General features: G+C 71.4%; 24 protein-coding genes, 1 rRNA gene and 1 pseudogene. 15 read left to right on the top strand and 11 right to left on the bottom strand.

Translation table 11 applies throughout. The features are described 5' to 3' along the window. Positions 1-108 precede the first annotated feature (108 nt). Positions 109-1,113, bottom strand: coding sequence for an LLM class flavin-dependent oxidoreductase (locus tag Actob_RS12085; protein WP_284920204.1), 1,005 nt, complete (start codon positions 1,111-1,113; stop codon positions 109-111). Positions 1,114-1,197: 84 nt separating this feature from the next. On the opposite strand from Actob_RS12085, the gene Actob_RS12080 reads away from it, so the two are divergent. After that, positions 1,198-2,058 carry a L,D-transpeptidase gene (locus Actob_RS12080; RefSeq protein WP_284920203.1) on the top strand — a complete coding sequence of 287 codons (861 nt, stop codon included), beginning with the start codon at positions 1,198-1,200 and terminating at the stop codon, positions 2,056-2,058. 16 nt (positions 2,059-2,074) lie between these two features. On the opposite strand, the gene Actob_RS43985 is transcribed toward Actob_RS12080, so the two are convergent. Next, entirely contained in the window at positions 2,075-2,518 is a 444-nt protein-coding gene (locus tag Actob_RS43985) for a helix-turn-helix domain-containing protein (RefSeq protein WP_407653618.1), read from the bottom strand. 220 nt (positions 2,519-2,738) lie between these two features. Here Actob_RS43985 and rho point away from each other — a divergent pair. The 3 genes and pseudogenes from rho to Actob_RS12060 form a co-directional block, all read left to right on the top strand. Next, positions 2,739-3,848 (top strand): annotated as a pseudogene (rho, locus tag Actob_RS12070) (transcription termination factor Rho); the annotation flags it as partial. 106 nt (positions 3,849-3,954) lie between these two features. Next, the gene (locus tag Actob_RS12065; RefSeq protein ID WP_407653616.1) at positions 3,955-4,752 is read left to right on the top strand and encodes an SAM-dependent methyltransferase; all 798 of its coding nucleotides are present in this window, start codon (positions 3,955-3,957) and stop codon (positions 4,750-4,752) included. Between the two features lie 16 nt (positions 4,753-4,768). After that, positions 4,769-5,650, top strand: a complete 882-nt coding sequence (locus Actob_RS12060; protein WP_284920199.1) for a helix-turn-helix domain-containing protein — start codon at positions 4,769-4,771, stop codon at positions 5,648-5,650. 256 nt (positions 5,651-5,906) lie between these two features. On the opposite strand, the gene Actob_RS12055 is transcribed toward Actob_RS12060, so the two are convergent. Both Actob_RS12055 and Actob_RS12050 read right to left on the bottom strand, forming a co-directional pair. Next, positions 5,907-8,798 (bottom strand): WD40 repeat domain-containing protein, encoded by a 2,892-nt coding sequence (locus Actob_RS12055; protein WP_284920198.1) that lies wholly within the window; start codon positions 8,796-8,798, stop codon positions 5,907-5,909. Continuing rightward, entirely contained in the window at positions 8,795-9,403 is a 609-nt protein-coding gene (locus Actob_RS12050; RefSeq protein ID WP_284920197.1) for an RNA polymerase sigma factor, read from the bottom strand. Before Actob_RS12050 ends, Actob_RS12055 begins: the two co-directional genes overlap by 4 nt. Positions 9,404-9,878: 475 nt before the next feature. Here Actob_RS12050 and Actob_RS12045 point away from each other — a divergent pair, with 475 nt between their 5' ends. Then, positions 9,879-10,832 (top strand): hypothetical protein, encoded by a 954-nt coding sequence (locus tag Actob_RS12045; protein ID WP_284920196.1) that lies wholly within the window; start codon positions 9,879-9,881, stop codon positions 10,830-10,832. Here Actob_RS12045 and Actob_RS12040 read toward each other — a convergent pair. The 3 genes from Actob_RS12040 to Actob_RS12030 all read right to left on the bottom strand — a co-directional run bounded on the left by Actob_RS12040 (position 10,829) and on the right by Actob_RS12030 (position 13,608). Continuing rightward, positions 10,829-11,170 carry a hypothetical protein gene (locus tag Actob_RS12040; protein ID WP_284920195.1) on the bottom strand — a complete coding sequence of 114 codons (342 nt, stop codon included), beginning with the start codon at positions 11,168-11,170 and terminating at the stop codon, positions 10,829-10,831. The two genes, Actob_RS12045 and Actob_RS12040, sit on opposite strands and share 4 nt — an antisense overlap. Before the next feature lies 1 nt (position 11,171). After that, positions 11,172-12,926 (bottom strand): hypothetical protein, encoded by a 1,755-nt coding sequence (locus Actob_RS12035; RefSeq protein ID WP_284920194.1) that lies wholly within the window; start codon positions 12,924-12,926, stop codon positions 11,172-11,174. Between the two features lie 121 nt (positions 12,927-13,047). Further along, positions 13,048-13,608: a TetR/AcrR family transcriptional regulator gene (locus Actob_RS12030; RefSeq protein ID WP_284920193.1), complete on the bottom strand. Its 561-nt coding sequence runs from the start codon at positions 13,606-13,608 to the stop codon at positions 13,048-13,050. 96 nt (positions 13,609-13,704) lie between these two features. Here Actob_RS12030 and Actob_RS12025 point away from each other — a divergent pair, with 96 nt between their 5' ends. Next, positions 13,705-14,835, top strand: a complete 1,131-nt coding sequence (locus Actob_RS12025) for an FAD-dependent oxidoreductase (protein WP_284920192.1) — start codon at positions 13,705-13,707, stop codon at positions 14,833-14,835. 76 nt (positions 14,836-14,911) lie between these two features. On the opposite strand, the gene Actob_RS12020 is transcribed toward Actob_RS12025, so the two are convergent. Then, a complete protein-coding gene (locus Actob_RS12020) occupies positions 14,912-15,787 on the bottom strand; it encodes a universal stress protein (RefSeq protein WP_284920191.1) in 876 nt (291 codons plus the stop codon). A 347-nt stretch (positions 15,788-16,134) separates the two neighbouring features. Here Actob_RS12020 and glnII point away from each other — a divergent pair, with 347 nt between their 5' ends. From glnII to Actob_RS12005, 3 genes are all read left to right on the top strand, one after another. After that, the gene (gene glnII / locus Actob_RS12015; RefSeq protein WP_284920190.1) at positions 16,135-17,142 is read left to right on the top strand and encodes a glutamine synthetase; all 1,008 of its coding nucleotides are present in this window, start codon (positions 16,135-16,137) and stop codon (positions 17,140-17,142) included. Positions 17,143-17,285: 143 nt separating this feature from the next. Next, positions 17,286-17,627 carry an STAS domain-containing protein gene (locus tag Actob_RS12010; protein WP_284920189.1) on the top strand — a complete coding sequence of 114 codons (342 nt, stop codon included), beginning with the start codon at positions 17,286-17,288 and terminating at the stop codon, positions 17,625-17,627. Continuing rightward, positions 17,620-18,006, top strand: coding sequence for an ATP-binding protein (locus Actob_RS12005; RefSeq protein WP_284920187.1), 387 nt, complete (start codon positions 17,620-17,622; stop codon positions 18,004-18,006). Before Actob_RS12010 ends, Actob_RS12005 begins: the two co-directional genes overlap by 8 nt. Here the strand turns inward: Actob_RS12005 and Actob_RS12000 are convergent. Next, the gene (locus Actob_RS12000) at positions 17,996-19,495 is read right to left on the bottom strand and encodes a PP2C family protein-serine/threonine phosphatase (protein WP_284920185.1); all 1,500 of its coding nucleotides are present in this window, start codon (positions 19,493-19,495) and stop codon (positions 17,996-17,998) included. The two genes, Actob_RS12005 and Actob_RS12000, sit on opposite strands and share 11 nt — an antisense overlap. Positions 19,496-19,660: 165 nt before the next feature. Here Actob_RS12000 and Actob_RS11995 point away from each other — a divergent pair, with 165 nt between their 5' ends. Beyond that, positions 19,661-20,296, top strand: coding sequence for a hypothetical protein (locus Actob_RS11995; protein ID WP_284920184.1), 636 nt, complete (start codon positions 19,661-19,663; stop codon positions 20,294-20,296). A gap of 73 nt (positions 20,297-20,369) precedes the next feature. Here the strand turns inward: Actob_RS11995 and Actob_RS11990 are convergent, their stop codons facing one another. Beyond that, positions 20,370-20,810: a response regulator gene (locus tag Actob_RS11990; protein ID WP_284920183.1), complete on the bottom strand. Its 441-nt coding sequence runs from the start codon at positions 20,808-20,810 to the stop codon at positions 20,370-20,372. Between the two features lie 137 nt (positions 20,811-20,947). On the opposite strand from Actob_RS11990, the gene Actob_RS11985 reads away from it, so the two are divergent. The 5 genes from Actob_RS11985 to Actob_RS11965 all read left to right on the top strand — a co-directional run bounded on the left by Actob_RS11985 (position 20,948) and on the right by Actob_RS11965 (position 26,371). Beyond that, positions 20,948-21,868 (top strand): siderophore-interacting protein, encoded by a 921-nt coding sequence (locus Actob_RS11985; protein WP_284920182.1) that lies wholly within the window; start codon positions 20,948-20,950, stop codon positions 21,866-21,868. A 297-nt stretch (positions 21,869-22,165) separates the two neighbouring features. Further along, positions 22,166-23,194 (top strand): M4 family metallopeptidase, encoded by a 1,029-nt coding sequence (locus tag Actob_RS11980; protein WP_284920180.1) that lies wholly within the window; start codon positions 22,166-22,168, stop codon positions 23,192-23,194. Positions 23,195-23,273: 79 nt separating this feature from the next. Further along, complete coding sequence (locus tag Actob_RS11975) at positions 23,274-23,852, top strand: hypothetical protein (RefSeq protein WP_284920179.1); 579 nt, start codon at positions 23,274-23,276, stop codon at positions 23,850-23,852. A 335-nt stretch (positions 23,853-24,187) separates the two neighbouring features. Next, a complete protein-coding gene (locus Actob_RS11970; RefSeq protein WP_284920177.1) occupies positions 24,188-24,625 on the top strand; it encodes a CBS domain-containing protein in 438 nt (145 codons plus the stop codon). A gap of 1,218 nt (positions 24,626-25,843) precedes the next feature. Beyond that, positions 25,844-26,371: a nucleotidyltransferase domain-containing protein gene (locus tag Actob_RS11965; RefSeq protein WP_284922297.1), complete on the top strand. Its 528-nt coding sequence runs from the start codon at positions 25,844-25,846 to the stop codon at positions 26,369-26,371. A 316-nt stretch (positions 26,372-26,687) separates the two neighbouring features. On the opposite strand, the gene rrf is transcribed toward Actob_RS11965, so the two are convergent. Beyond that, positions 26,688-26,804: ribosomal RNA gene (rrf, locus tag Actob_RS11960) — 5S ribosomal RNA — on the bottom strand. Positions 26,805-26,821: the final 17 nt, after the last annotated feature.

The raw sequence follows: 26,821 nt of genomic DNA, 5'->3' as shown, positions 1-26,821 counted from the left end.
AGGGACCCTTCCGGGCCGGGCAGGCCGCTGGCGCGTCCAGAACGCCCGGCCCGCAAGGGCGACGTCCGCCGATGGTCGCGACGTGCCGGACCCCGACGCCGTAACGGTCTACGCCAGGGCCGGTTTCCAGCCCAGGGCGGGGCCGACGTGCTGCGCCATGTCGGTGAGGATCTGCACGTAGTCCTCGTGCTCGAAGGTGAACGGCAACGCGAACGCGACCTCGTCCACCTCCCGGAAGGCGGCTCGCTCCGCGAGCTGCTCCGCGATCTCCGCCGCGGTGCCGACGACGTCCGGCGCGAACATCATCCGCGCCGGTCCCTGAGGAGTTCTGGTACGCGGTAAGCGCTGCTCGGCATACGCGAAGTACTTCGCCCGCTGCGCCGCCGTCGCCGAATCGGTCGGGATCACCACGAGTCCCTGGGAGACCCGGGCGCTGTCGCCATCCGGGTGTGCGGCGCGGAAGGCCCGGATGTGCGAGAGCTGGATCGCGTCGAAGTCCTCCGCCTCCTCCGCTTTCACCACACTGCTGGTCAGGAAGTTCATGCCGTGCTCACCGGCCCAGGTGGCCGAGCGCAGGCTGCCCCCGCCGTACCACAGGCGGGACGCCAAGCCCGGCGAGTGCGGCTGCACGCGATCGGAGAACTGCTCGAACCCGACCGTCCCGCGGAAGTCGGTGACCTGCTCACCGCGTACGCAAGCGAGCAGTCGCTCAGCCCGGGCGTAGCCGAAGTCCTCCGCCTGCGCCGTGTCGGGATAGATCGCGTCCTTGACGCTGTCGAAGTGCATCGGCGGGCCGACGCTGACGCCGGGGTTGAGCCGGCCGCCGGAGAGCAGGTCGACGGTGGCCAGGTCCTCGGCCAGCCGCAGCGGGTTCTCCCAGCCGAGCGGGATGACCGCGGTGCCCAGCTCGATCCGGCTGGTGCGCTGGGTGGCGGCGGCCAGCACGGCGATCGGCGAGGAGATGCCGAACTGCAGGTGCCGGTGGCGCACCCAGGCACTGTCGAAGCCGAGCCGCTCACCCAGCTCGATGATCTCCAGGGTGGCCTCGTGCCCGCGGCGCGGTTCCGCCTCGTCGAACAGGCCGATGGTGAGAAAGCCCAGCCTCCGCAGCATGGGTCACACCTTATCGCCGAGATGTGAACCACTCGTTGTTTACAAGATCCTTCATCTTCGCCGCCGGGTCGTTACGCTGTCCGGATGTCCAGCCCCCGGACCCGCGTGTACCTGACCGCGACGGCCGCCGCCGCGGTGCTGGCCGTCGGCGCCGCCGTCGGTTTCGCCCACGGCCGTGACCCGGATTCCGCCGGCCAGTGGGTGGCCCCCTCGGCCGCCGCCTCGCTCCCGGCCTCGCCGAGCGTCGCCGCGAAGGTGCCGGTCGCCGTGAAGGCGCCGGCCGGCCTGCCGGTGATCAAGTATTCGGACGGGCCGACCGGCCTGCCCGCCGACCCGGAGCAGAATTCGACGGTCGCCCCGACCCAGGGCCTGCACCCGACAAAGAAGGTGGCGCTCTACGACGCGCCGGGCGGCAAGCCGCGCGCCTTCCTGCCGCCGGAGATCAGCGGCCTGCGCACCGTGGTCCCGGTGGTGGCCGAGGACCGTGGCTGGGTGGCCGTGCTGGTCCCGTCGGTGAACCGGCGGATCGGCTGGGTGCCGCCCGGCGACTACCAGACCGAGACGCTGCGCGACCAGCTGATCGTCCAGGTGTCCCAGCACACGCTGAGCTGGCTGCGTGACGGCCAGGAGCAGAAACGGTGGACCGTAGCGACCGGGGCGAAGCAGACACCCACCCCGATCGGCCGGACGTTCGTGATGGGCACGACGCCGATGAGGGGCGACATCTACCTGGGCATCCGGGCGCTGGTGCTGGGCTCGATCCCGGAGGAGCCGGAGAAGATGGCGTCCGCGTTCCAGCTGGCGCACACCGGCATCCACGCGTGGTACAAGGACAGCGTGTTCGGGCACAGCGTGTCGAACGGCTGCATCCGGATGCCGGGCCCGGCGCAGAAGAAGCTGGTCGCGGAGATCCCGGCCGGCACCACGATCACCATCCTGGCCTGACCGGCCCCGCCACGGCTCAGCAGGTCACGTAAAGCCTGGCCGCGATCCCGGCCAGGACGGTGCGCGGGCGGGTGCCGGCGTGCCCGCGGCCCGCACGGCGGCCGGCCGGTAGGCGGGCCGGGCGGCGGCCGGTGACCGAGCAGGTCGGTCCGCTGTGCGGCGCCCGGGCGACCGGGGCCGGCGACGACGCCAGGGTGTACCGCCCCGCGGGGCGCACCGGGTGGGCCGGCTGGCGCATCATCTCCTGGCGGACCAGGTCGAGCAGGTCGGTCATCGGCAGGCCGAGGGCCCGGCAGATCGCGGCGAGGACCTCCGAGGACGCCTCCTTGGTGCCGCGCTCGACCTCGGACAGATAGGGCAGTGAGACGCCCGCGGCGGCCGCGACCTCCTTCAACGTGCGGCCCTGATGCTGGCGCACCCGGCGCAGCACCGATCCGATGACCCGGCGCAACAGAAGCATCCCTGTCCCCTCCCCCGAGAGCTGTGACACCCATCCTGCCCTACTGGGCCTCGTCGCGGGAAAGTGCTACCTTGGGCGCATCCCGGATGCCGGTGGCATTCCCCGCCCGGGACTTCTTCTCACCACGACGTGCCTGACTCGCCGTCGTTCCCATCCCGCGAGCCCCCTGGCGGCTCGGCTTGGAGCGTTCCCCATGACGATCACCCGTACCCACAATCCACCGCAAGCCGAGGAGACCGTCGCCGTCGACGCCCTCCTCGACATCGTCGACGACCGCGCCTGGCTGCGCGCCGACGGCTACCTGCCGGGCCCCGCCGATCTGCCGGTCGCGCTCGCCGAGGTCCGCCGGCTGGGCCTGCGCCGCGGCGACCGGGTGACCGGGTTCGCCCGGATCAGCCGGCCCGGCAAGCCGGTGCACCCGCAGGTCACCGCGGTCAACGGGCAGCCGCCCGGCACCCGCCCGGACTTCTACCGGATGACCGCGCTCTATCCGCAGGAGCGGCTGCGCCTGGAGACCGAGCGCGACGTGCTCACCACCCGGGTCATCGACCTGCTGATGCCGATCGGCAAGGGGCAGCGCGCGCTGATCGTGGCCCCGCCGAAGGCCGGCAAGACCACCATCCTGCAACAGACGGCCAACGCGATAGCCCGCAACAACCCGGAGTGCCACCTGATGGTGGTGCTCGTCGACGAGCGGCCCGAAGAGGTCACCGACATGCGGCGCACGGTCAAGGCGGAGATCGTGGCGGCCACCTTCGACCGGCCGCCGCAGGAGCACACCGCCGTCGCCGAGCTGGCCATCGAGCGGGCGAAGCGCCTGGCCGAGCTGGGCGAGGACGTGGTCGTGCTGCTCGACTCGATCACCCGGCTGGGGCGCGCGTACAACCTGATCGCGCCGGCCGGCCGCGGCCGCACCCTCTCCGGCGGCCTGGACAGCACCGCGTTGCAGCCACCGAAACGCCTGCTCGGCGCGGCCCGCAACCTGGAGAACGGCGGCTCCCTGACGGTCATCGCGACCGCCCTGGTGGAGAACGGGTCGGCCCTCGACAACCTGATCTTCGAGGAGTACAAGAGCACCGGGAACGCCGAGCTCAAACTGGACCGCTCGCTGGCCGAGGCCCGCGTCTTCCCGGCCATCGACCTGTCCACCACCGGCACCCGGCACGACGAGTTGCTGCTCTCCCCGGCCGAGCTGGCAGTGGTGGGTCAGGTGCGCAAGGCGTTGTCCGGCCAGGACCGCCGCGACGGCATGCAGCAGTTGCTCACCCAGCTGCGCACCACGGCGACCAACGCCGAGTTCCTCCGGCGGGTAGCGCACTCCCTCGGGTGACGGATCGTCCTCTCCACACGTGACTAGCCGGTGGGTATGCTGGCGCTGACCGACCGCTGCGGATCCACAAAGGACGCCGGGTCCGCCCGGCCACGAGGATGTGCGCGTGAGCGACGACCCGACCGACGTCCCGAAACTCGACACGAGCGTGCCGCAGACCGCCCGGATCTGGAACTATCTGCTCGGCGGCAAGGACAACTTCGTGGTCGACCGCGCTGTCGGGGATCAGATCATCGCGTCGATGCCGCACTTCGGGACGCACGCCCGGCTCTCCCGGGAGTATCTCGTGCGCGCGGTGCGCCACCTGGCCGGCGAGGCGGGGATCACCCAGTTCCTGGACATCGGCACCGGGCTGCCGACGGCCGACAACACGCACGAGGTCGCGCAGGCCACCAACCCGGCCGCCCGGATCGTCTACGTGGACAACGATCCCCTGGTGCTGGCGCACGCGCGGGCGCTGCTGACCAGCACCGAGCAGGGGGCGACCGCGTACATCGACGCCGACCTGCGCGCTCCGGCCGAGATCCTGAAGCGGGCGGCGGAGACCCTCGACTACGCCGAGCCGGTCGCGCTGATGCTGATGGGCATCCTCGGGCACATCGAGGACGACGCCGAGGCGAAACAGATCATCGACACGCTGATGGCCGCCTTCCCGTCCGGCAGCTACTTCGCGATGTACGACGGCAGCGACACCGACCCCGAGGTCCGGGAGGCCGCCCGGATCTGGAACCTGTCCGCCGAGCCGAAATACCACCTGCGCAGCCCGGAGCGGATCGCCGCCCTCTTCGACGGCCTGGAGCTGGTCGAGCCCGGCGTGACTTCGGTGACGCGGTGGCGGCCCGACCCGGCGGCCGAGGGCGCCGCCGAGATCAGCCAGTACTGCGCGATGGGCCGCAAACCGTAGGCGAGGAGGTGTTTCCTTGGCGGAGGAGCACGACACAGGCGGCTCGACGGTTCGCCGGCTCCAGGTCGGCGCACACCTGCGCGCCCTGCGCCTGGCCTGCGGGCTGAGCCGCGAACAGGCCGGATACGTGATCCGCGCGTCCGAGTCCAAGATCAGCAGGATGGAGCTGGGCCGGGTCGGCTTCAAGGAGCGCGACATCGTCGACCTGCTCAAGCTGTACGGCGTGGTGGACCAGTCCGAGCACGACCGGCTCGTCGCGCTGGCCCGGGAGGCGAACGCGCCGAGCTGGTGGCAGGCGTACGGCGACGTGCTCGACACCTGGTTCCAGAACTACCTGGACCTGGAGCAGGCCGCCGAGCTGATCAGGACGTACGAGGTGCAGTTCGTGCCGGGTCTGCTGCAGACCGACGCGTACGCCCGCGCCGTGATCAGCCTCGGCCACGTCAACGCCCGCCCCGAGGAGATCGACCTGCGGGCCTGCCTGCGGATGGAGCGCAAGAAGGTGCTGGACCGCCCGGACGCGCCGCGGCTCTGGGCGGTGCTGGACGAGGCGGTGCTGCGCCGGCCGATCGGCGGCCGGGCCGTGCTGCGCGAGCAGATCGCCACGCTGATCGACGTCTGCGAGTCGCCGAACGTGCGGTTGCAGATCATGCCGTTCGACTCGGGCGGGCACGCCGCGACCGGCGGCGCGTTCAGCATCCTGCGGTTCCCGCACGAGGAGCTGCCCGACGTGGTCTACATCGAGCACCTGACCAGCGCTCTCTACCTCGACCGGCGCGACGACGTGGACAATTACGCGGCGGCGATCGGGCGGCTGTTCATCGAGGCGGAGCCGCCGGCCATGACCCCGAAATTCCTCGCCCGGATCCTCAACGAACTCGACGCGGGCACCATCTAGACGATCTCCCGGCATCGGCCGGGTGGCCCGGCATCACCCTGTTCCAGCTCCCGGGGCGGGCCGGGATCGCCGGTGCCGCTGATCGCCGCGGTCATCGCCCGCATCCGGCGCTGCCCGTCCTTACCGAGCCGCCGAAGGTGACGGCCCAGTTGCCGGACTTGCCGTAGCCGGGCGTGACCGTTCGGCTGCGTCCCGGATCGAGGTCGGCAGCCGAGACCTCGGCAGCCCAACCGGTTCAGGTCCCCGCCTGACGCGGTCAATCCGGGTACGCCGTGAGGCCCGCTCCCACAGCAATGCCGAGTCGAACGACGTACCTACCTGGCTCCGTTTCGATCGAGTGGTCCAGCACGCTGTGACCCAGGTGATCCGGCCAGCGGGTCGGACCGGTGACTGCGGTGGAGTCGGACCACATCACACCGTCGAGGTCGTCCAAGCGGGCAGTCGTGGCGGGACGTAGATCGGCCCCGGAAAATTGCGACAGCGTCTCCCACAGGTGCTCGAGTTGGTCCGAAATCCCGGCGACGAGCTGACGGCAACTAGCCCGCAGGGCGGGATCGATGGCGGCTGCCTCGCTCAGCAGAAGGTGGCCAGCCGATCGACGCAGACCCTCGGCGAGTTGGCGAATACGCAGGGTCAGATCGGCCGGAATGACACGGGCAACATCGGCGGCGGCACCGGACAACGCAGCCCAAGGCCACATCAGCACAGCACCATTGGTATCGCCGGTGGCCAGCCACGTCCCATCGGCCGCGATCGCCACCGACCACACCGCGCCGGTGTGGCCGGTCAGCTCGGTGCGCAGCCGCCCGGTCGCGGCATCCCACAACCGCACCACGTCGCCGCTGGCAGTGGCCAGCCACGTCCCGTCCGCCGCGATCGCCACCGACCACACCGCGCCGGTATGGCCGGTCAGCTCGGTGCGCAGCCGCCCGGTCGCGGCATCCCACAACCGCACCACGCCCTCATCACCGGCGGTGGCCAGCCACGTCCCGTCCGCCGCGATCGCCACCGACCACACCGCGCCGGTATGGCCGGTCAGCTCGGTGCGCAGCCGCCCGGTCGCGGCATCCCACAACCGCACCACCCCGTCGCCGCTGGCGGTGGCCAGCCACGTCCCATCCGCCGCAATCGCCACCGACTGCACCGCGCCGGTATGGCCGGTCAGCATGGTGCGCAGCCGCCCGGTCGCGGTATCCCACAACCGCACCACCCCGTCGCCGCCGGTGGCCAGCCACGTCCCGTCCGCCGCGACCGCCACCGACCGCACCGCGCCGGTGTGGCCGGTCAGCTCGGTGCGCAGCCGCCCGGTCGCGGCGTCCCACAACCGCACCACCGCGTCGCGGCCGGCGGTGGCCAACCACGTCCCATCCGCCGCAATCGCCACCGACAGCACCGCGCTACGGTGGCCGGTCAGCTCGGTGCGCAGCCGCCCGGTCCCGGCGTCCCACAACCGCACCACACCGTCGCCGCCGGCGGTGGCCAGCCACGTCCCGTCCGCCGCGACCGCCACCGACCGCACCGGGCCGGTGTGGCCGGTCAGCTGAACAACGAGCTGCTGCCCGGTCCCGGCGTCCCACAACCGCACCACCGCGTCGCCGCCGCCGGTGGCCAGCCACGTCCCCTCCGCCGCGATCGCCACCGACAGCACCGAACCGTGGTGGCCAGTCAGCTCGGTGCGCAGCCGCCCGGTCGCGGCATCCCACAACCGCACCACGCCCTCATCACCGGCGGTGGCCAGCCACGTCCCATCCGCCGCGATCGCCACCGACCACACCGCGCCGGTATGGCCAGTCAGCGCGGTACGCAGCCGCCCGGTCGCGGCATCCCACAACCGCACCACCCCCTCATCGCCGGTGGCCAGCCACGTCCCATCCGCCGCGATCGCCACCGACCGCACCGCGCTACGGTGGCCGGTCAGCTCGGTGCGCAGCCGCCCGGTCGCGGCATCCCACAACCGCACCACCCCGCCGCCGGCGGTGGCCAGCCAGGTCCCATCCGGCGCGATCGCCACCGACCGCACCGCGCCGCGGTGGTCGGGCAGCTCGGTGCGCAGCCGTCCGGTCGCGGTATCCCACAACCGCACCACCCCGTCGCCGCCGGTGGCCAGCCAGGTCCCATCCGGCGCGATCGCCACCGACCGCACCGCGCCGGTATGGCCGGTCAGCTCGGTGCGCAGCCGCCCGGTCCCGGCATCCCACAACCGCACCACCCCCTCGCCGCCGGTGGCCAGCCAGGTCCCATCCGGCGCGATCGCCACCGACCGCACCGCGCCGCGGTGGTCGGGCAGCTCGGTGCGCAGCCGCCCGGTCGCGGCATCCCACAACCGCACCACCCCCTCATCACCGGCAGTGGCCAGCCAGGTCCCATCCGGCGCGATCGCCACCGACTGCACCGCGCCGGTGCGACCGTTGAATTGAAAGTCGGAGCCTCGGTACAGCGCTCTCGGCTCAGGATCGATGGCGTTGGCCGCAGCGGTGGCCAGTACATCGATCGTGGCACCGAGGTGGTGCTGCTGCTGTTGCAGCCTCTGGTACAGCTCCGCGGCGCGGCGGTCGGCTCCGCGGGGCAGCGCGGCCAGGAAGCTGTCGAGGTGTTCGAGGACCTGGATCGTTCGGGAGAGTTCGTGGTCGACGCCGCCGGTCCGCAGCGCAAGCCGATGGCTGTCGGGCAGCGCACGCAGGACGGCAAGCCGGTCGGCGGTCGTCGGTGGCAGGGCCGACAGCGACACCGGTACGGCGGGTGGTGCCGGCGTCGTGGGGGCCGGCTCGGGCTTGTCCGACTCCGAGGTGGGAGTGGACCCCGACGCTCGGATACGAGCCAACCCGGCCATGAGGTTCACGGTGGCGGTCAGGTCGCCCAGTAGGCCCGCGTGCGCGCCAGCGATGTCCACGACCTCGGCCACACCGGTCGGTAGACGCAGGGTGGTGGTCAGATCGGCGACGAGCGCGTCGTAATCAATCTGTCCCGGGGAAAATCCGGTCAGCGATGAGTCGTCCGGCGCGGACACACCGTCACCGCGACGGATGCGGGACCCGACGATCCGCTCCAGACCCGTCTGCAGGTCGAGAGTGACGGCGAGGTCGGCAACCAATGCGGCGTGCGCTTGGACGTCCGAAGGCTCAGGCGGCTGCTCCGGCGAGACGGTCATCCGGTCCCCTCCTTACTGTCCCGCAGCGTGGCGCGCGCCTGCCGAAGCAGGGAGCGGACCGTAGCCGCGGGCTTGCCCAGCAAACCGGCGATCTCGTTCGGCTGGTAGCCGTCATAGCTGAAGGCCATGACCTCCCGCTGTGCGTCAGGAAGGGCGGCCAGCACGGCGATGATGTCGTGTCGCTGGCCGAGCAAGTCCGCTTCGTCGGGTGACAGCAGCCCACTCGGCTCCGGCACCTGTTCGGCCGGTTCTTCGCGATGCCGTTTCTCGGTGAGCTTCGCCCACCGGCGGCGCGCCACTCTACGGATCCACGCGCGTGGTGCCTCGATGTCATTCCACCGCCGATAGGCCTCAAGCATGGTCTCCTGGGCGATGTCCGCCGCCAGCCCCGCCTCCGATCCCCTGACCATGAGAAACCCGATCAATTTGGGCGTCTCCGCCAGATAGAACAGCTCGAACTCCCCATCTATGGCGGCCTGCTCGATGGCGGGATCGACCAGCACCTCGTCGGCTTGCAGATGAGGGTTGGCTTGGGGGCCACCGGCACCAGCCGAGTGGCCGGAGCCTGCGTTACCGGAGCCCGCGTCGCTGCGGTTGTCTTCCATGACCCTGCTCCTACCGCTGAAGTGAGCCCTGCCCGGCCCCGGCTACTTACCCAGGATCTGATGTAGTCCGCTGGTCGCGGCTCCCGATGAGGCGAGGGCGGCCAACAGCGTCGCCGGCCAGCTGCCCATCTGGGCGAAGGTAAGCACACCCACCAGCAGCGCGACTACACCAGCGGCTAAAAGGATCAACGCCCACCGCAACGGCAACGGACTCGGGGATGACGGCGAAGACGACATCGTATAGCTCCTTCACTCGATCTTGATCGGGTGAGCTCGATGCCGCCGGCCCGTGCACCACGCTCACAAGGTAGTGGCGTCCAGGGGCACCGGGCGTGCGTGATCAAGTCCAACAATTTTCGACCGCTCGCCACCAACCGCCCAGGAACGACGGCGATGCTGATCAGTGCCGCTGTTTGATCGTCAGTCACACGACCGGAGGGTCCCGGGCCCGATGGTCCATCGATATTCTTGCCCGATGCTGTGCGCGTCGTGTGGCCTCGACAACGACCCGTCCGCCGAGTTCTGCGCCCGCTGCAACGCGACACTGGCGAAACGTGCGCCGGAGGTCCATCCGGCGCCGCACCTGGCTCAGCCCAGCGATCCGTGGGCGGTGCCGGTCGCCGACGAGACGGCACCCCTGCTGCAGCCGCCGGCCGAGGAGCCGACCAGCGTTCTCCGGTCCCCGGCCCGGGTGGAGCCGACCCCCGTCCTCGAGCCGCCGCCGGTGGGCGGCCCGGCGTACCCGATCCCGCAGCCCGGGCAGCGCCGGGTCTCGCCGCTGCCGCTGATCGCCGCCGGTGCGGTCGTTCTGCTGCTGATGGTCGTGGCCGGGATCGTGCTGGCCGGCCACGACCGGGATCGGGACGGCACGGTGGCTGAGCCGGCCACGACGACGCCGGCCGAGACCACCGCGACGACCACCGCGACGACCAGCGCGGCCACCGCCCCGGCCACGACGCGGGCCACCAGTCCGGCCACCTCCGCGCGGGAGCAGGCGGCTGCCGTCGACGCCCTGCTGACCCGCAGCGTCGCGAGCCGGAAGAAGCTGAACGGCGCGATCGACAGGGTCCGCCGCTGCACCGGCGTCAGTGGTGCGCTCGCCGACATGCGGGAGGTCGGGGTCGAGCGCACCGAACAGATCAGCGAGATCAACGCCGCGGACCTGTCGGCGCTCGGCAACGGCGAGACCCTGCGGTCGTCGCTCAGCACCGCGCTCGGGCACTCGCTCGACGCCGACCAGCACTTCATCAGCTGGGCGCAGCCGGCGGCGGCCGGCGACTGCGGTGACGTGGCGAGCCGCGGCGCCGCCTGGGAACGCGGCCAGTCGTCGTCGAAGCTGGCGCAGGCCGCGAAGAAGCAGTTCCTGGCCGCGTGGAACCCGGTCGCCGAATCGTACGGCTACCGGACGCGCACGAACCTCGACATTTAGAACGGCCAGTTCGCGGCGACGATCACGCTGATCGCGGCGATCGCCTCGGCCGCCGTGCGCGCGTCGCCGGTGGTCTCGGCCAGGCGGGTCAGGGCGCGCTCCAGGCGGGTGCGGTTCTCCGGTGTCGGATCGTTCAGGCCCTGTTCGATCTCCGCGATCTGGCGCTCGGCCAGCGCCGGGTCGGGGTGTTCGCTGCGGATCGTGGTCAGCCGGCTCTCGACCTGCTCGCGCGGGGACAGCTCGATGTAGTTGGTCTGGCTGACCGTGTTCTCGTTGCCGAAGATCTGTTGTCCGCCGTTGAAGTTCATGTCGCCGAAGTTGAACTGGGACTCAGGCATATCAGGCGCCACCTTTGGTGTGGTTGGTCTGGTTCACGACGTTGCCGGTCCCGATGATGGCCTGACCGCCGTTGAGGACCAGGCTGCCGAAGGTGAAGTTCTGCACGTTCGCCTCGAACTCGCTGGTGTCGACGCCCTGCTCCCGCAGGTAACTGATGACCGCCTCGGTGACCGTCCGGTCGACGAGCTTGATGTACTTCGTGGCGTCCAGCTGCTGCATCGACTTGCGGATCCGCAGCACGGACCGGTCGCCCTCGCGGAAGCGCACCTTCGTCTGCGCCGCGATGTCCCGCACGCTGAACCGCGCGCCGTAGTCGTAGAAGCGGTACTCGTCGGCGTTGCGGCTCGACCGGGCCATCCGCGCCGACAGCATCAACGCGTCCCAGCCGACGCTGAGCAGATACCACGGGCCGCGCAGGTTGTCCTCGACGTAGTAGCGCATCATGTCCGACCAGGAACGGGACAGTATCCGGTCGGCGCGCAGGTTGTCGGCGATCCGGTACTCGTCGCGCAGCGGAAGCAGCACGTGCGCCACGAACTCGGCGTAGAGCAGACCACCCTCGACCGCGAGGTGCACGAACGCGGTCACCGAGATGCCGGAGTCCTGCGCGGGAAGGATCGGGCTGCCGTCCGGGCCGGTGATCCGCTTGCCGTTGGCCGGAACGACGACGCGCAGGTAGTGCCGCAGACCGCCCTGCGGGCAGGCTTCGATCGCGGCGATCGTCCCGGCCGAGGCCAGGGTGAGCGGCACGCGGGTCTGCCGATCGATCAGCGGGTCGTCGCCGCGCCGTGAGCCGTCGGCCGCGACGTACGCCACCGTGTAGATGTTCGGGATCCGCTCGCCGTCGCGCAGCCTGGTGTCGCGCATCCCGAGGATCGCCGCGTTCACCCGGCGGTTGAGCTCGTGCTGGTCCAAGGACACCCGCTCGTTCTCGTCCTCCCGCTTCTTCAGGGTGATCGCGAACGACCAGCCGTGCTCGACGTCGCCGGCGCCGGCGAACGGGTTGGTGTCGTGCACCGCGATGTTGCCGCGCTGCATCCGCGCGACGGTGGCGATCCGCCGCTCCACCCGGTCGTTGCCGGAACGCGGAGCGACCGCCCGGTTCTGCGGTGCCAGCTCGGTGAACATGATGTTGTAGGCGAACCAGCGAGAGACGAAGAGCGTCCCGGCCATCGCGGCGATCAGCGCGATCGGCACCAGCAGCGAGACGCCGGCGACGCCGGAGATCAGCTGCTCGATCATGTCCAACGTGGTCGGCGACGCGGCGATCGCCAGCAGGCGATCACCCAGCCAGTCCGGCATGGCGCTCATCAGCTGACCGAGAATGAGCACAAGGATGGTCAGCAGGACCAGGCCGGTGAAGCCGAGGCCGGCCAGCGTGAAAAAGGCGAACCGCAGGGTACGCAGCCGGCTCCCGCGCCCGGCCCGGACCGTCATGATCACCGCGCACAGCGCCAGCCACCAGAACGTCCACCAGCTGCCGAGACACATGCCGACCAGGAGAATCGCGGTGACCAGGGCGTACCTGATGATCAGCAACCGGCGGCCGCGAAGACAGTGCCGGACCACCGGGTCGAGGTCGAATCCGAACGACGGCGGCACCGCCTTGCGCTCGGACTCGACAACCTCGCCGATCACGGCGTTCGCGTACTCGATGTCGACGTAGGCCGCGCTCGCCAGTCCCCTAGTGGTGTCGCTGTACAGCTCGGCCGGCGTGTAGGCCGGCATGCTCAGCGGCGTCTCGGGTCGGTCCATCGATCGACCATATTGGTCGTCCATAGATATTCAAGAGGCCAGGATGTCCGGTTCCGGACATCCGCGCCGACCTGGGACAGGGCCCTCCCCATCCCACCTTCGGGGCGCCGCGGCCGGCCGCCTACGCGGTCAGGGCGATGGTCGCGGCGCGGGCCGCGGCCAGGATGTCCGCCTCGCTGGCGGGCTGGCCCTGCGCGGCGAACAGCGCGGCGCTGACCGTGTCGAAGGCCATCCTGGCGCGCAGCCGGGACGGCATCGGCGCGTCCGGCCCGAGGATCCGCCCGACCACCTCGTCGAACCAGCCGCGGATGTTGCCGCCCTGCGCGGCGAGGCGGCTCATCGTCGGCCCGTTGGCGTGCGCGAACCGCATGCCGAGGATGCGCTCCGGGCCGGTCGAGTCGATCCAGCGCAGGGCCGCGCGGCGCAGCAGGTCCGGCCCGGGCTCCTGGGTGCCGAGCCACTCCAGCAGGTCCTCGACCTCGGCCCGCCGGCTCGCCAGCAGCGCCTGGATGATCGCCTCCTTGCCGGCGAAGTGGTAGTAGAGCGACGACTTGGTCATGCCCAGCGCCTCGGCGAGGTCCCGGATCGAGGTGCCCTCGAAGCCACGCTCGGTGAACAGCTCCAGGGCCACCCGGAGGATCTCCGTCCGGGTCTCGCTGCCGGCCCGTCGTGTCGTGCTCATGGTCCCCACCCTACTTGACGAACGTTCGTTCGGCAGCCTACCGTCGGAACTGCCTAACGAACGGTCGTTCGGCAAACTCGACACAAAGGACTCGTCATGACAATCGCCATCATCGGCGCCGGCCCCGGCGGTCTTGCCTGCGCCCGCGTCCTGCAGCTGCACGGCATCGACGTCACCGTCTACGACGCCGACGCCTCGGTCACCGCCCGCGACCAGGGCGGCACCCTGGACATCCACGCCGACACCGGACAGATCGCCCTCGCCGACGCGCGGCTGACCGCCGAGTTCGCCGCGCTGGCCCGGCCCGAGTCACAGTCCAAGCGGATGCTCGACCCGTCCGGCGCCCTGGTCATGGAGCACCTGGCCGACGACGACGAGACCGCCGCCCCGGAGATCGACCGCCGCCAGCTGCGCGAGATGCTGGCCGCCTCGCTGCGACCGGGCACCGTCCGCTGGGGTCACAAGGTCACCGAGGTACGCGACGGCGGCGAGATCCGGTTCGCCGGCGGCGGGTCGGTCACCGCCGGCCTGGTGATCGGCGCGGACGGCGCCTGGTCCAGGGTCCGGCCACTGCTGACGCCGGCCACCCCGGAGTACACCGGGATCAGCTTCGTCGAGGTGCGGTTCACCGACGTGGACGAGCGGCACCCGGCGATCGCCGCGCTGGTCGGTGCCGGGCACATGTGGGCCAACGGCGACGGGCAGAACATCATCCTGCAGCGCAACAGCGGCGGCCACGTGCGCGGCTACCTCGGCCTGAAGGTCGACGCGGACTGGCGGGGGTCCCGCTCCGAGCTGCTGGAACGGTACGCCCACTTCGCCCCGGAGCTGCGCCGGGTGATCACGGACAGCGAGGGCGACCTGCTGCACCGGCCGATCTTCGCGCTGCCCGCGCCGCTGACCTGGCCGCACCGGCCGGGGGCGACGCTGCTCGGCGACGCCGCGCACCTGATGTCACCGTTCGGCGGCGAGGGGGTGAACCTGGCGCTGCTCGACGGCGCCGAGCTGGCCCGCGAGATCGCCGCCGGTCCGTCCCCGGACGAGGCGGTGCTCCGCTACGAGCGGCGGATGCTGGAGCGCTCCGGCCCGATCGCGGCCGGCGCGAACGCCGCGATCAAGGAGTTCTTCGACGGCGATTTCGACCCGGCCGACGTGCCGGATTTCGCCGAGGAGGCCGAGCAGTGGAAACGCAACGCCACCGAGTACCTGGCCGCCCGGGAAGGCTGAGACCGCGGCACGAAGCGCCGCCCGGAGAGACCGAGCCGCGGCACGAAGCGCCACCCGGAAAGACCGAGGCCGCTCCTCAGAACCGGATGGCCGCCCGGGTCCGGGTCACCAGCGCGACGCTGCACCGGGCCCGGTGCAACAGGTGCCGGCCCACCGACGGGCGCAGCACGGCACGCAGCGTGCCACGGGTCCGGGCGCCGGCCACCACCAGCTGCGCACCCGCCGCCGCCTGGGCCAGCACCTCCCCCGGCGACCCGACCAGCACCTCGGCGCTGACCGGGATCCCCGGGTATCGCCGCCGCCAGCAGCCGACCATCGCCTCGAGCTTGCCGCGCTCCTCGCCGATCGCCCGCAGGTTCGTCTCGCAGAGCAGGTCCCGCCCGTCCGGCGGCGACCAGCCGTGCACCGCCCGCACCGCGACCCCGCGCACCGCCGCCTGCTCGAACGCGAAGCCCAGCACCAACCCGGCCGCCTCCGACTCGTCCACCCCGGCCACCACCGGGTCGGTGGCCCGCGGCTCGCCGCGGACCACCACCACCGGGCAGCGGGCGTGCGCGCTGACCGAGCCGCTGGTCGAGCCGAGCCAGGCGCGCATCCCGCCCGGGCGGCGCCCGCCCAGCACCACCAGCGACGCGTCGCCGGCCCGCTGGATCAACGCGACGGCGGCGGTGGAGTGCTCGACCCGGGCCGTGACGCGTACGCCGGGGTGGCTGCTCATCGCGGCGTCGACCGCCCGGCCGAGCATGTCGGCGACCGCGAGATCGGTGTCGACGTCCGGGTAGACGGCGGCGGCCGGCATCATCGCGGCGGCCGGGACATAGGTGGGCCACTCGTACGCGTAGACCAGCTCGACCGGCACGTCGCCGCGCTCGGCCTCGTCGAACGCCCAGCGGGCCGCCTTGCGCGCCTCCGCCGAGCCGTCGTAGCCGACGACGATCCTCTGGGTGTGCACCGCGGCCGCCTCCTCTGCGCTGCTTCCCACCATGGTTGGTCGGCCCGCCCCCGGCAAGACTGTGGGCCCGGTCACATTATGGACCTCGGGATTCTCTGTGGACAGGGACGTTGGGCCCGTGCCGCCGGGACGGATCGCGGGACGCGGCTCATGGCGTACCGGAAATCCGCGACGGCGACCGGAAGCGGACCGGGAGCGAAGGCTGGTCACCGGAACGTAACCGGGATCACTCGTCCGCTGATCGGGATCGGAAACATAGATTTGATCTTCGGCCGTTAGGGTCCTCGCGCCGCGCCAGGGTTGTCCGGCACTGCCAGCATGGCGCCGTTTTGACTTGAGGAGATTTCATGGCTGTCAAGGCCGAGTACCTGTGGATCGACGGAACCCAGCCCACCGCGAAGCTCCGTTCGAAGACCAAGATCCTGGCCAACGGCGAGCAGCCGCCCCTGTGGGGCTTCGACGGCTCCAGCACCAACCAGGCGCCCGGCGACAAGTCGGACTGCGTGCTGCGGCCGGTCTTCACCTGTCCGGACCCGATCCGCGGCGGCGACAACATCATCGTGCTGTGCGAGGTCGAGCTGATCGACGGCACCCCGCACCCGACCAACACCCGCGCCGCCTGCCGCACCTCCGCCGAGAAGTACGCCGACCAGGAGTCGATCTTCGGCATCGAGCAGGAGTACACCTTCTTCCAGGACGGCCGCCCGCTCGGCTTCCCGGCCGGTGGCGGCTACCCGGCCCCGCAGGGTGGCTACTACTGCGGCGTCGGCGCGGACGAGGTCTTCGGCCGCGAGATCGTCGAGAAGCACATGGACGCCTGCCTCGACGCCGGCCTGCACCTGTCCGGCATCAACGCCGAGGTGATGCCGGGTCAGTGGGAGTTCCAGATCGGCCCGGTCGGCGCGCCGCAGGTGGCCGACGAGCTGTGGGTGGCCCGCTGGCTGCTCTACCGCATCGCCGAGGACTACGGCATCTCCGCCACCCTGGACCCGAAGCCGGTCAAGGGCGACTGGAACGGCGCCGGCGCGCACACCAACTTCTCCACCAACGCGATGCGCGACAACTACGACGCGATCATCGCGGCGGCCGAGGCGCTCGGCAAGAAGCGCCAGGAGCACGTGGACGGCTACGGCGCCGGCATCGAGCAGCGCCTGACCGGCCTGCACGAGACCGCCCCGTGGACCGAGTACAGCTACGGCGTCTCCGACCGGGGCGCGTCGGTGCGCATCCCGTGGCAGGTGGAGAAGGACGGCAAGGGTTACATCGAGGACCGCCGCCCGAACGCGAACGTCGACCCGTACGTGGTCACCCGCCTGCTGATCGACACCTGCTGCGAGGCTCTGGCCCAGGGCTGACCGGAAACGATCTCACGCGCGGGCGCCGGCCAAGCGGCGCCCGCGCGTCGTTGTTTCTCCGATCCGGTGGACGCGCCGCGAGCCGCCGGGTGTCATGATGGGCCGGGCAGGCTGTTCCCCGGCAGGGAAAGGTACGGCGGTCGATGGCAAGCTTCGAGGCGAGAACGGCCACGCAGCCAGACCGCATCACCGTGTTCCTGGCCGGCGACTGCGATCTCACCGCCCGCGAGCGGCTCACCGCGGTGCTCCTGGACGCGGTCAGTCGTTGCGACGTGGTCTTCGCCGACGTCGCCCAGGTCGGCTTTCTCGACTCCACCGGCGTGCACTCCCTGGTCACCGCCTATCACGCGGCCCAGGGGCGAGGCGGCCGGCTCTACGTCACGGGCGCCGCCGGCGCTGTCGCCGCGGTGCTGGAGCTCACCGGGCTGGACGCGCTGCTGCGAGCGCCCGCCGAGCAGAGCACCGAGAAGGGCCGTCATGCCTGAGGAGCCCACAGACACCGACGGCATGTCCTACACCGAGCCGGACGACCTGCGCGTCGTCCGGGTCTTCGTCGCCGAGCGGGCCCGCGCGCTGGGCCTGGCCGCGGCTCGCGTCGACCTGCTCACCCTGGCGGTCAGCGAGCTGACCACCAACACCTTGCAGCACACCGGCGGCGGCGGGCACATCCGGGTCTGGGCGGAGAACGGGACGCTGATCTGCGACGTGGTCGACGGCGGCGGTCCCCGCCCGTTCGGCCGGACCATGCCGTCGGCCGAGGCGATCCGCGGGCGCGGCCTGGCGATCGTCGAGCGGGTCTGCGACTCGGTTTCCACCACCGATGTGCCGGGCGGCACCCTGGTGCGGATCTGCCTCAACCTCTGACCCGCACGGCCAGCGTGCAGGTGTCGTCGTCCGGGCTGGGCGCGTGCAGCAGCCGGTGGATCCGGGGCAGCGGGTCCGCCCCCGGCGCCGCCGAGACGGCGCTCAGGTGGTCGCGCACCTCGGCCACCCGCCGGGACGAGTCGCCGCGGCGCTCGACCAGCCCGTCGGTGTAGAACAGCACCAGGTCGTCGGGCTCCAGCCGGGTGCTGGCGACCGGGAAGTCGGCCTCGCTCTCGGCGCCGAGCAGCAGCCCGGGCGGCCGGTCCAGGTCGACGCTGCGCCCCTCCCGGCCGAGCAGCGGCGCCATGTGCCCGGCCCGCGCCCAGGGCAGCAGCCGGGTGTCCGGGTCGTAGACGCCGACCACAGCGGTGCCGGTGATGCCCAGCTGGGCGCAGAGCCGGTTCAGGTGGCGCAGCAGCAACCCGGGGTCGCGGATGCCCACCGAGAGCCAGGCGACCAGGGCGAACCGCAGGTGGGCCATGCCGCTGGCGGCCTCCATGCCGTGCCCGGCCACGTCGCCGACGGCCAGCGCGACCCGGCCGTCCGGCAGGGTCTGCGCGTGGTACCAGTCGCCGCCGACCTGGACCGCGCTCTCCGCCGGCAGGTAGCTGACCATCGCCTCCAGGCCGTCCAGCTGGAACGACCCGTCCGGCACCGGCTGGATCATCTGCTGCAGCTGGCGGGCCACCCGATGCTCGGCCAGCGCGCTCAGTTCCCGATCCCGGATCTGGTCGCTGAGTCGTTCGATCTCGGTGCGGGTGGCCACCCGGGCGGTCACGTCCTGCACCACCGCGTAGATCTTCACCGGCCGGCCGTCGGCGTCCCGGGCCAGGTCGGAGAGGATCCGCAGGTGCTTGACCCCGTCGCCGATCCGGAACCGGACGGTCACGTCGGAGGTGGCACCCAGGTCCATGGTCTGCCAGGAGGCCTCGGCGATCCCCCGGTCCTCGGGCAGCATCGCGGCGGCCTGCGCGGTGCGCGGCAGCGGGCCGTCGGCCGGGTCGCGCTCGAAGATCCGGTACATCCCCGGGGACCACTCGGCGCGGCCGGTGGCCAGCTCGTACTCGGTCCAGCCGAGGCTGCCCAGCAGCTCGGTGCTCTCCAGCCGGCGGCGGTGCTCGTCGACCCGGGTCCACCAGACCAGCAGGCCACCCAGCACCCGGTGCACGCTGATCTCGAAGCGGGACTCGGCGACCACGCCGGGGCGGGACTCCTCGTACCGGAACTCGTCCATGCTGGCCGGCTCGCCGCTGGCCAGTACCTCCAGGTAGAGCCGCCACAGCGGGCCGTCCACCATGGACGGATAGAGCTCGCTGAGCCGGCTGTCGACCCGCCGCGTGCCGCGATCGTGGAGGTCGCGGGCCTGATCGCTGGTGGCGGCCACCCGGAAATCGACGGTCCGGCCGTCGTCGCCACTGATCGGTACCAGCCAGGTGCAACCGGCGGGAACAGCGGCGAGCAACTCCCGGACCACGTCCTCGTCGGCCATCTTCGCAGCCTACCGGCGAGCGGTCCGCCCGCACGTCACCGCCGCCGCGGGTTCCGGCCGCCACCACCGCTTTCCGGTACGCGATGAGCACTCCCGGCCACGGCCTCAGCCAACTCACAGCCGGGACTAACCGCGAACTCAACCCGATCGGCCATCATCCGGCCCATGACGTCCCCCCGCGCCCCGGTGCCGCGCCGGTTCACCGAGGCCGGTGGCTTCCTGGTCGGGCTGAGCCTGCTGGTGGTGACGGCGTTCTGGGTGCACGACGGCGGCGTGCACCACAGCGCCGCGGGCGGCTGGACCGCCGTGCACGCGGCCGGCCGGCTCGCCGGTCTCTGGTCGGCCGACCTGCTGCTGGTGCAGACGCTGCTGCTGGCCCGGATCCCGGTGGTGGTCCGGGCGTTCGGCGCCGGCCAGGTGCCGGTCTGGCGGCGCTGGGCGGCGACCCGGTCGCTCGGGCTGCTCGCCGCGCACGTGGCCCTCGCGCTGGCCGAGCGCGGCTGGCCGGCCGGTCCGGAGATGCTCTTCGCGCTGGGCGGCGCCGGGGTGCTGGCCGCCGTCTCGGTGACCGCCCTGCGCACGGTCCGCCGGCACGCCCTTGACCTGTACGCGTGTTTCGGCGTCACGCTGGCCCTGCCACACCAGCTCTGGGCCGGGAGCGATCTGGGGCCGGCGGTGGCTCACGCGTACTGGTGGGGTCTCTACCTCCTGAGCGTCGGCGGCGTCCTGGCCTACCGGGTGGTCCGGCCCGCCTGGCGCAGTCGGCGGGCCCTCGCCGGACGTCTCGGGCAATACCGCTGAGGAGACGACCGGCCGGCCGGTGCGGGCGATCCGGGCCGGCACCGGGAACGCTGCCGGGGACGGCCCCGGCGGGTCAGTGCCCCAGCAGGCGCTCGACCCGGCGCAGCAGCTCCGCCGGGTCGATCGGCTTGGCCAGGTAGTCCTCGGCGCCGACCATCCGCCCGAGGTCCATGTCGGCCGGCTCGGCCCGCCCGCTGATGAAGATCACCGGGATGTCCGCGGTCTGCGGCGACGAGTGCAGCTCGTAGCAGAAACCCAGCCCGTCCAGTCCGGGCATCCGCATGTCGAGCAGCACCAGCTGCGGCCGCTCCCCCACGGCGAGCGCCATCGCGGTCCGCCCGTCCGCGGCCATCAGGGTCCGGTACCCGGCCGCCCGCAACTTCGTGCCGACCAGGTCACGCACGTCTTCGTCGTCGTCGGCGATCAGCACGGTCGGCGGCTCCAGCGCGGCCGCCCAGTCGTCCAGCGCCCCGGCGTCACTGAACGTCAAGGACGTGGTCGAGGTTTGCGGCATCTCCGGCTCCTTCTGCGTTGGGACCCCTGAGATCGTCCGGCGCCCGGCCCTTCCCAGACATTCCGCCGTTGCGGTCGGGTTGCGGCGCCCCCGGTAGCTTAGGTTAGGGTTACCTAAACCAATGCGGGGAGGATTCCGTGACCCAGACCGTTGTGCCGTCGACCGAGGCGGTCCCGTTCCGGTTCTTCCCGGTGGAGGTGGTCCGGGTCACCCGGCTGAGCCCGAGCTTCCTGCGCGTCACGTTCACCGGCGACGACCTGGACCGGTTCGCCGCCAACGGCTTCGACCAGCGCTGCAAGCTGATCCCGCCGCTGGCCGGCAGCGGCATCGACCACCTGCCGATGGGCGACGACTGGTTCTCCCGCTGGCGCGTCCTGCCCGCCGACCGGCAGAACCCGATCCGCACCTACACGGTCCGCGCGGTCCGCCCGCATCTGCGCGAGGTGGACGTCGACATGGTCCTGCACGGCGTCAGTGGTCCGGCGTCCCGATGGGCGGTCTCGGCCGGCCCCGGCTCGATCGCCTGCCTGCTCGGCCCCAACGCGGACTTCTCCGGCGCGCACGGCGGCATCGACTTCCACCCGCCGGCCGGCACCAACCGTCTCCTGCTCGTCGGCGACGAGACAGCGGTCCCGGCGATCGCCTCGATCCTCGCCGGCCTGCCCGCCGACATGCGCGGCGAGGTCCTGCTCGAGGTCCCCGAGTCCGGCGACCAGCTGCTGGTCGACGCCCCCTCCGGCGTCCGGGTCACCTGGCTCCCCCGCGACGGCGTCCCGCACGGTGCCAAGCTGGTCCCGGCCGTCCAGACCGCCGCCGCCCACCTGCTCGGCGACGCCACCGGCGCCACCCGCGCCAACCTCGAGGACGTGGATGTCGACGAGGGCCTGCTCTGGGAGGTCCCGGACGGCACCGCCGCCACCGACGGCTTCTACGCCTGGCTGGCCGGCGAGGCCGCGGTCATCAAGACCCTGCGCCGCCACCTGGTCGGCACTTGCGGGGTCGACCGCCGCGCTGTCGCGTTCATGGGTTACTGGCGCCTCGGCAAGGCGGAGTGCTGACACCCGGCAGCCGCCGGCACGCCTCGCGACCACGCTTCGCCCCTTCCCCTCACCGCCCCTTACGTCGACGACCCGATCCGCGCCCCTGCCCGGCGTGGCACCGCCGGTCACCATTTCCGACAGTGCTGCCGACCGGGACGCGTTGCCGCGATCGTGTGATTCCCGCGGCTCGGGGCCGGCAGTAACCTCTGCTCAAGAACTGACGCCGCTCTGCTCGGGAGCCGACAGAGACCATGTCGGGACGGTGCCAATGTCGGCGCGGGGCCGCGTCAGCCGGCCCACGATGAGGGGGACATCATGGCCGGGCCGATCTGCTTCTACGTGCCGTCGCACATCATCGATCACATCGCACGGAATGCCCGCCGGGCGGGACTGGACGCGGACGCCGCCCAGCGCACCGCGGTGGCCTCGGCGGCCATCCGGCAACAGCGTCAGACCCTGGCCACGACCAGTATGGACGCCCTGACGACACCGCGGCCCGGCCAGGGCGACAGGCAGATCTTCGACGATCAGCAGCGATTCGAGACCGGCGGCAAACTGGTCCGCGGCGAGGACGACGGCCCGGCGGCCCCGGCGAACGTGAACGCGGCATACGACAGCCTGGGCGCCACCCGGGAATTCTTTCGCGAGGTACTCGGGCGGGACTCGATCGACAATGCCGGGATGACGCTGCTGGGCGACGTCAACTACGGCGACAAGTACGACAACGCTTTCTGGGACGGCACCCGGATGGTCTTCGGGAACGGCGACGAACAGATCTTCCAGGATTTCACCCGGGACGTCGACGTCTGCGCGCACGAGCTCACCCACGGCATCACCCAGCACACCGCCGGTTTGATCTACACGGACCAGCCCGGCGCGATGAACGAGGCCTTCTCCGACATCTTCGCGGCGTGCGTCGACCAGTTCGTGCAGAAGGTGGACGCCGGCGAGCACAACTGGCTGATCGGCGAGGAGGTGATGGCGGCGCCGATGTACGGCGAGGCGATCCGCTCGATGGCCCACCCCGGGACGGCCTACGACAACCCGGTGCTCGGCAAGGACCCCCAGGCCGGGCACATGTCGCAGTACGTACCGGACGGCGACCCGCACATCAACAGCGGCATCATCAACCGCGCCTTCTATCTGTCCGCGATCGATCTCGGTTCATACCCGGCCGCCAAGATCTTCTACGCCGCGCTGCAGAGCCTCTGGCCGCACGCGTTGTTCACCGACTGCGCCTACCTCTGCGCCGAACAGGCCCGCCTCCTGGCCCGCGACGGCAAGGTGAGCCGCAACGCCCCGCAAACCATCCGCGCCGCCTTCCGCGAGGTAGGCGTCGCCTGACCGGCCTCCCGCCAGGATGCGTCGCACGACAGCCGGCCGGAACTGTCAACCGCGGTCGGCGGCCGCCGATGGTCGGCTCATGACGGTCGCCCGCCACGCCACCCGGACCGCCGCGTTCGCGGCCGCCTACCTGCTCACCTTCTGGGCCGGCGGATTCCTCTTCCTCTCCGCCCTGCCGGTCGCCGCCCTCTGGCTCCTGGCACAGACCCCGTCCGGCCGCCGCCGCTTCGACGTCATCGCGCTCGCCACGACGGCAGCGGTCGCCGCCACCCTGAACGGCGCCGGCCCGCTCCTCTCGCTCGTCCTGGCCGCCACCGGCACGCTGCCGGCGCTCCTCTTCGCGGTGCTGACCGAGCGCTGGGCGCCCGGTTGGTGGCAGGGCCACGGCAACCGATTCCGTTCACTGCACAACCGCCTGTCCCGGCTCGCCGCCGCGGCGGCACTGACCGCCGCCACCTCAGGGCTGTTGCAGGCGGTGCTGATTCAGGACACTTTCCGGTACGCCACCCTCCTCACCACCTTCCGCGACGCCGCCGCCATCCTCCTGCTCACCCTCGCCGCCCGAACGATGCGCCGCTCCCCCGCCTCTCCCGGCAGGCCGGCGTCGCCTCGCACTCCCGGCTCCCGCGGCGGCGGGCACCTCACCGTCGTCCGCTGACCGCCCCCAGCTGCCCTCTCCGCCCGCCGCCGCCCCGGCTCCTGCCGCACCTGCTCCCGGTAACGCACCGATAGCCGCCCGGCAGCGGCCTGATCAACCGCCGGCCGACACTCCGCGGTGCACGCAGCACGTCCGCGACCACCCGCTCCGGGGGTCATTCCCCGGCCGACACTCCGCGGTGCGCGCAGCACGTCCGCGACCGCCCGCTCCGGGGGTCATTCCCCGGCGAGATGGTTCGACGTATCCCGAAGGCTCTTGACTTGCCGGTTGCTTTTCGGCATGAAGGCAGGAAGGGATCGCAAGGGGCACGGGGGCCGACCGGTACAGGAGGATCAATGCGGATCAGCGACATCCTTCGCGTCAAAGGCAACGAAGTGGTGACCGTGGCACCGGACATGTCAGTGGAGGGCCTGGTCAACGCCTTGGCCCAGCACCGCATCGGTGCCGCGGTGGTGTCTCGGGACGGCACGACAGTCGAGGGCATCGTCAGTGAGCGAGACGTGGTGCGAGCTCTGGCCACGCGGGGTTCGGCACTGCTGAGGGAACCGGTGAGCACCATCCAGACCACCCAGGTCCGGACCGTCTCCCCGGACGCCCTCCTGGAAGACGTGGAGCGACTAATGACCGAGCATCGCTTCCGCCACGTCCCGGTGGTCGTCAACGGCCACCTGGCCGGCGTCGTCAGCATCGGCGACGTGGTCAAGAACCGCATCGACGAGCTCGAAACCGAACGCTCCACCCTGGCCGACTACATCACCGGCGACCGCACCTGATCCCCCGCCCCCGGCCAGGCCACATGGCGCCACCCCGCACCCGGCCCAGACGTCAGCCTCCCCGCCCGGGGTGATGCCCCGTCGCGCGAGGTGCCAGCAAGACCGCTACCCCGTTGCCCTGCGATCCGCCGCTTCCGGTCACTCTGCCGCCCTCGCGTCAGGGAGTACCCAGGACGGCGGATCGCAGGGCCGACACAGCGCTTGACCCGCGGCCACACGCTCGTGGGTATGCCCGCCGCGGTGTATTCCCGACCAGGTGAACCAGCGCACAGCCATTCGCGCGAGGCACCGCCCGCCGGCAACCATCGTCCACCGGGGAGCAGCGCCACCACAGGCGCAATGACGGCACCGCCGCTCGGATGGGCGGCGGTGCCGGGGCGGGGCGTACGGTCAGTGGCGGCGGAGGGTGGGGCGCCAGGCGCTGCGCGCGGGCTTGGCCCTACGTTTGCGGAGAGCAAGCAGCGCGGCAGTCACTGCCCCGGCCAACGCGATCACGCCGGCGGCGACGGGTTTGCGGTGAGTGGCGACCGTCTGAGCGGGACGAGAGTCGCGAACAGTGGTCACCGCCTTACGAAGCCGCGACGGCGAAGTCTCGGCCGTAGTGCTGGTACCAAGAAGCTGCTCCGGTGCATTCGTGGTCATCGCTCAACCTCTCCTCAACGGGGGATGCGTGCTATGCCGTGCTTTATGCCCCTTGCCACCGCCGTTCCAACCCCGCACCGTGACTGAAGTTAGTCGGAGAGTCACCCTCGCGTTGTCCATGACCCGACAGACAACCCACTCATTCCTCGCCACCTCCGGCCGCAACCCGTCCCCAGGACCAGGCACACACCCGGCCGCCAAGCGAGCACGGGCCCGCTGACCAGCCCAAGTCCGACTGGACAACCTGGAATACGGCGGGACGACCGGAATTCGGTAGGCGCGCCAGCCCCGCCGCGCTAGCGTCCGTCCGTGAGCCATCAACCCGCCGCGTCGCGATCAACGGCAAAGACTCACTCGAGTCCAGCGGCACGGCCCACCCCGGGCCCGCAGCCGATCGCAGCGACCCAGCGAGGATCTGAGCCTCAGCCGGCCTCCGAGGCACGACCGACGGCCGAGACACCACCGGCCTCCGAGGCGCGACCGGTGGCCAAGACACCGCCGGCCTCCGAGGCGCGACCGGTAGCCGAGACACCGCCGGCCTCCGAGGGGCTTCGCGTTTCGGGGACACAGTCGTCGCTGGCTAGGGCGCAGCTGGCAGCGATCGAGGAGGTCGCCAGGGTTGCGCGAGAGCTTGGGATCCCGGTCTGGTTGCGCGGCGGATGGGCGATGGACTTCTTCCTCGGTGAGGTGACCCGCCCGCATGTGGATGTCGACTGGTTCGTGTGGCAGGAAGATGCCGGCCGGCTATCCAGCGCACTGACCGCCCGCGGCTGGACGCCACTCCCCGAACCACCCCACGACCGCCAGATAGATCTGGTGAAGGAGAACGTCGAGCAGAGCCTCACCCTGCTGGCCCGCGACGAAGCCGGTCACCCGGTGGTCCCAGCCGGCCCGTTCGCCGGCTCACCCTGGCCCACAACGATGCTCAACGGTTCCACCGCCACCCTGGCCGGCATCACCTGCCACATCATCAGTCCCGAATCCCAGATCGAACTGAAGCGCATGCTCCCCATCTGGAACCCATCCCTGAAGCGCCGCCCAAAGGATGCCGCCGACATCATCCGCCTCAAGGCTGCTCTCGCCCTGCGACCACCAGCCCAGTGAGTCAAAGCGCGTCGAGGCCTTGGAGCATCACGCGCAGGCGCCAGGCCGCCTGCACCTCTCCATGGGAGCGCGGCAGTCGCGTCGCAGCCGCCAAGCCCGCACGCACCCTCCCTGGAAGCGGCGGCAGCCACGGTCCCAGCCGCCACGCCCACCCTGGGAACGCGGCAGTCACGGACACAGCCGCCACGCCCACCCGCACCCCTCCCTGGGAACGCGGCAGTCGCGGTGGGTAGGCACGAGCCCATTCGCCCGCAATTGTTTTTGGGCAGCAAAAAAGAAACGCCCACCCCGAAGGGTGGGCGTTTCCATACGTTGAGTCCGGCGGCGTCCTACTCTCCCACACCCTCCCGAGTGCAGTACCATCGGCGCTGGAGGGCTTAGCTACCGGGTTCGGAATGTAACCGGGCGTTTCCCCTCCGCTATGACCACCGAAACAGCCATCAGCAGAAC

Source organism: Actinoplanes oblitus (genome assembly GCF_030252345.1).
Classification (GTDB): domain Bacteria; phylum Actinomycetota; class Actinomycetes; order Mycobacteriales; family Micromonosporaceae; genus Actinoplanes; species Actinoplanes oblitus.
The sequence above is the reverse complement of the archived record's forward strand: the minus strand, read 5'-3'. Positions and strand labels throughout refer to the sequence as shown.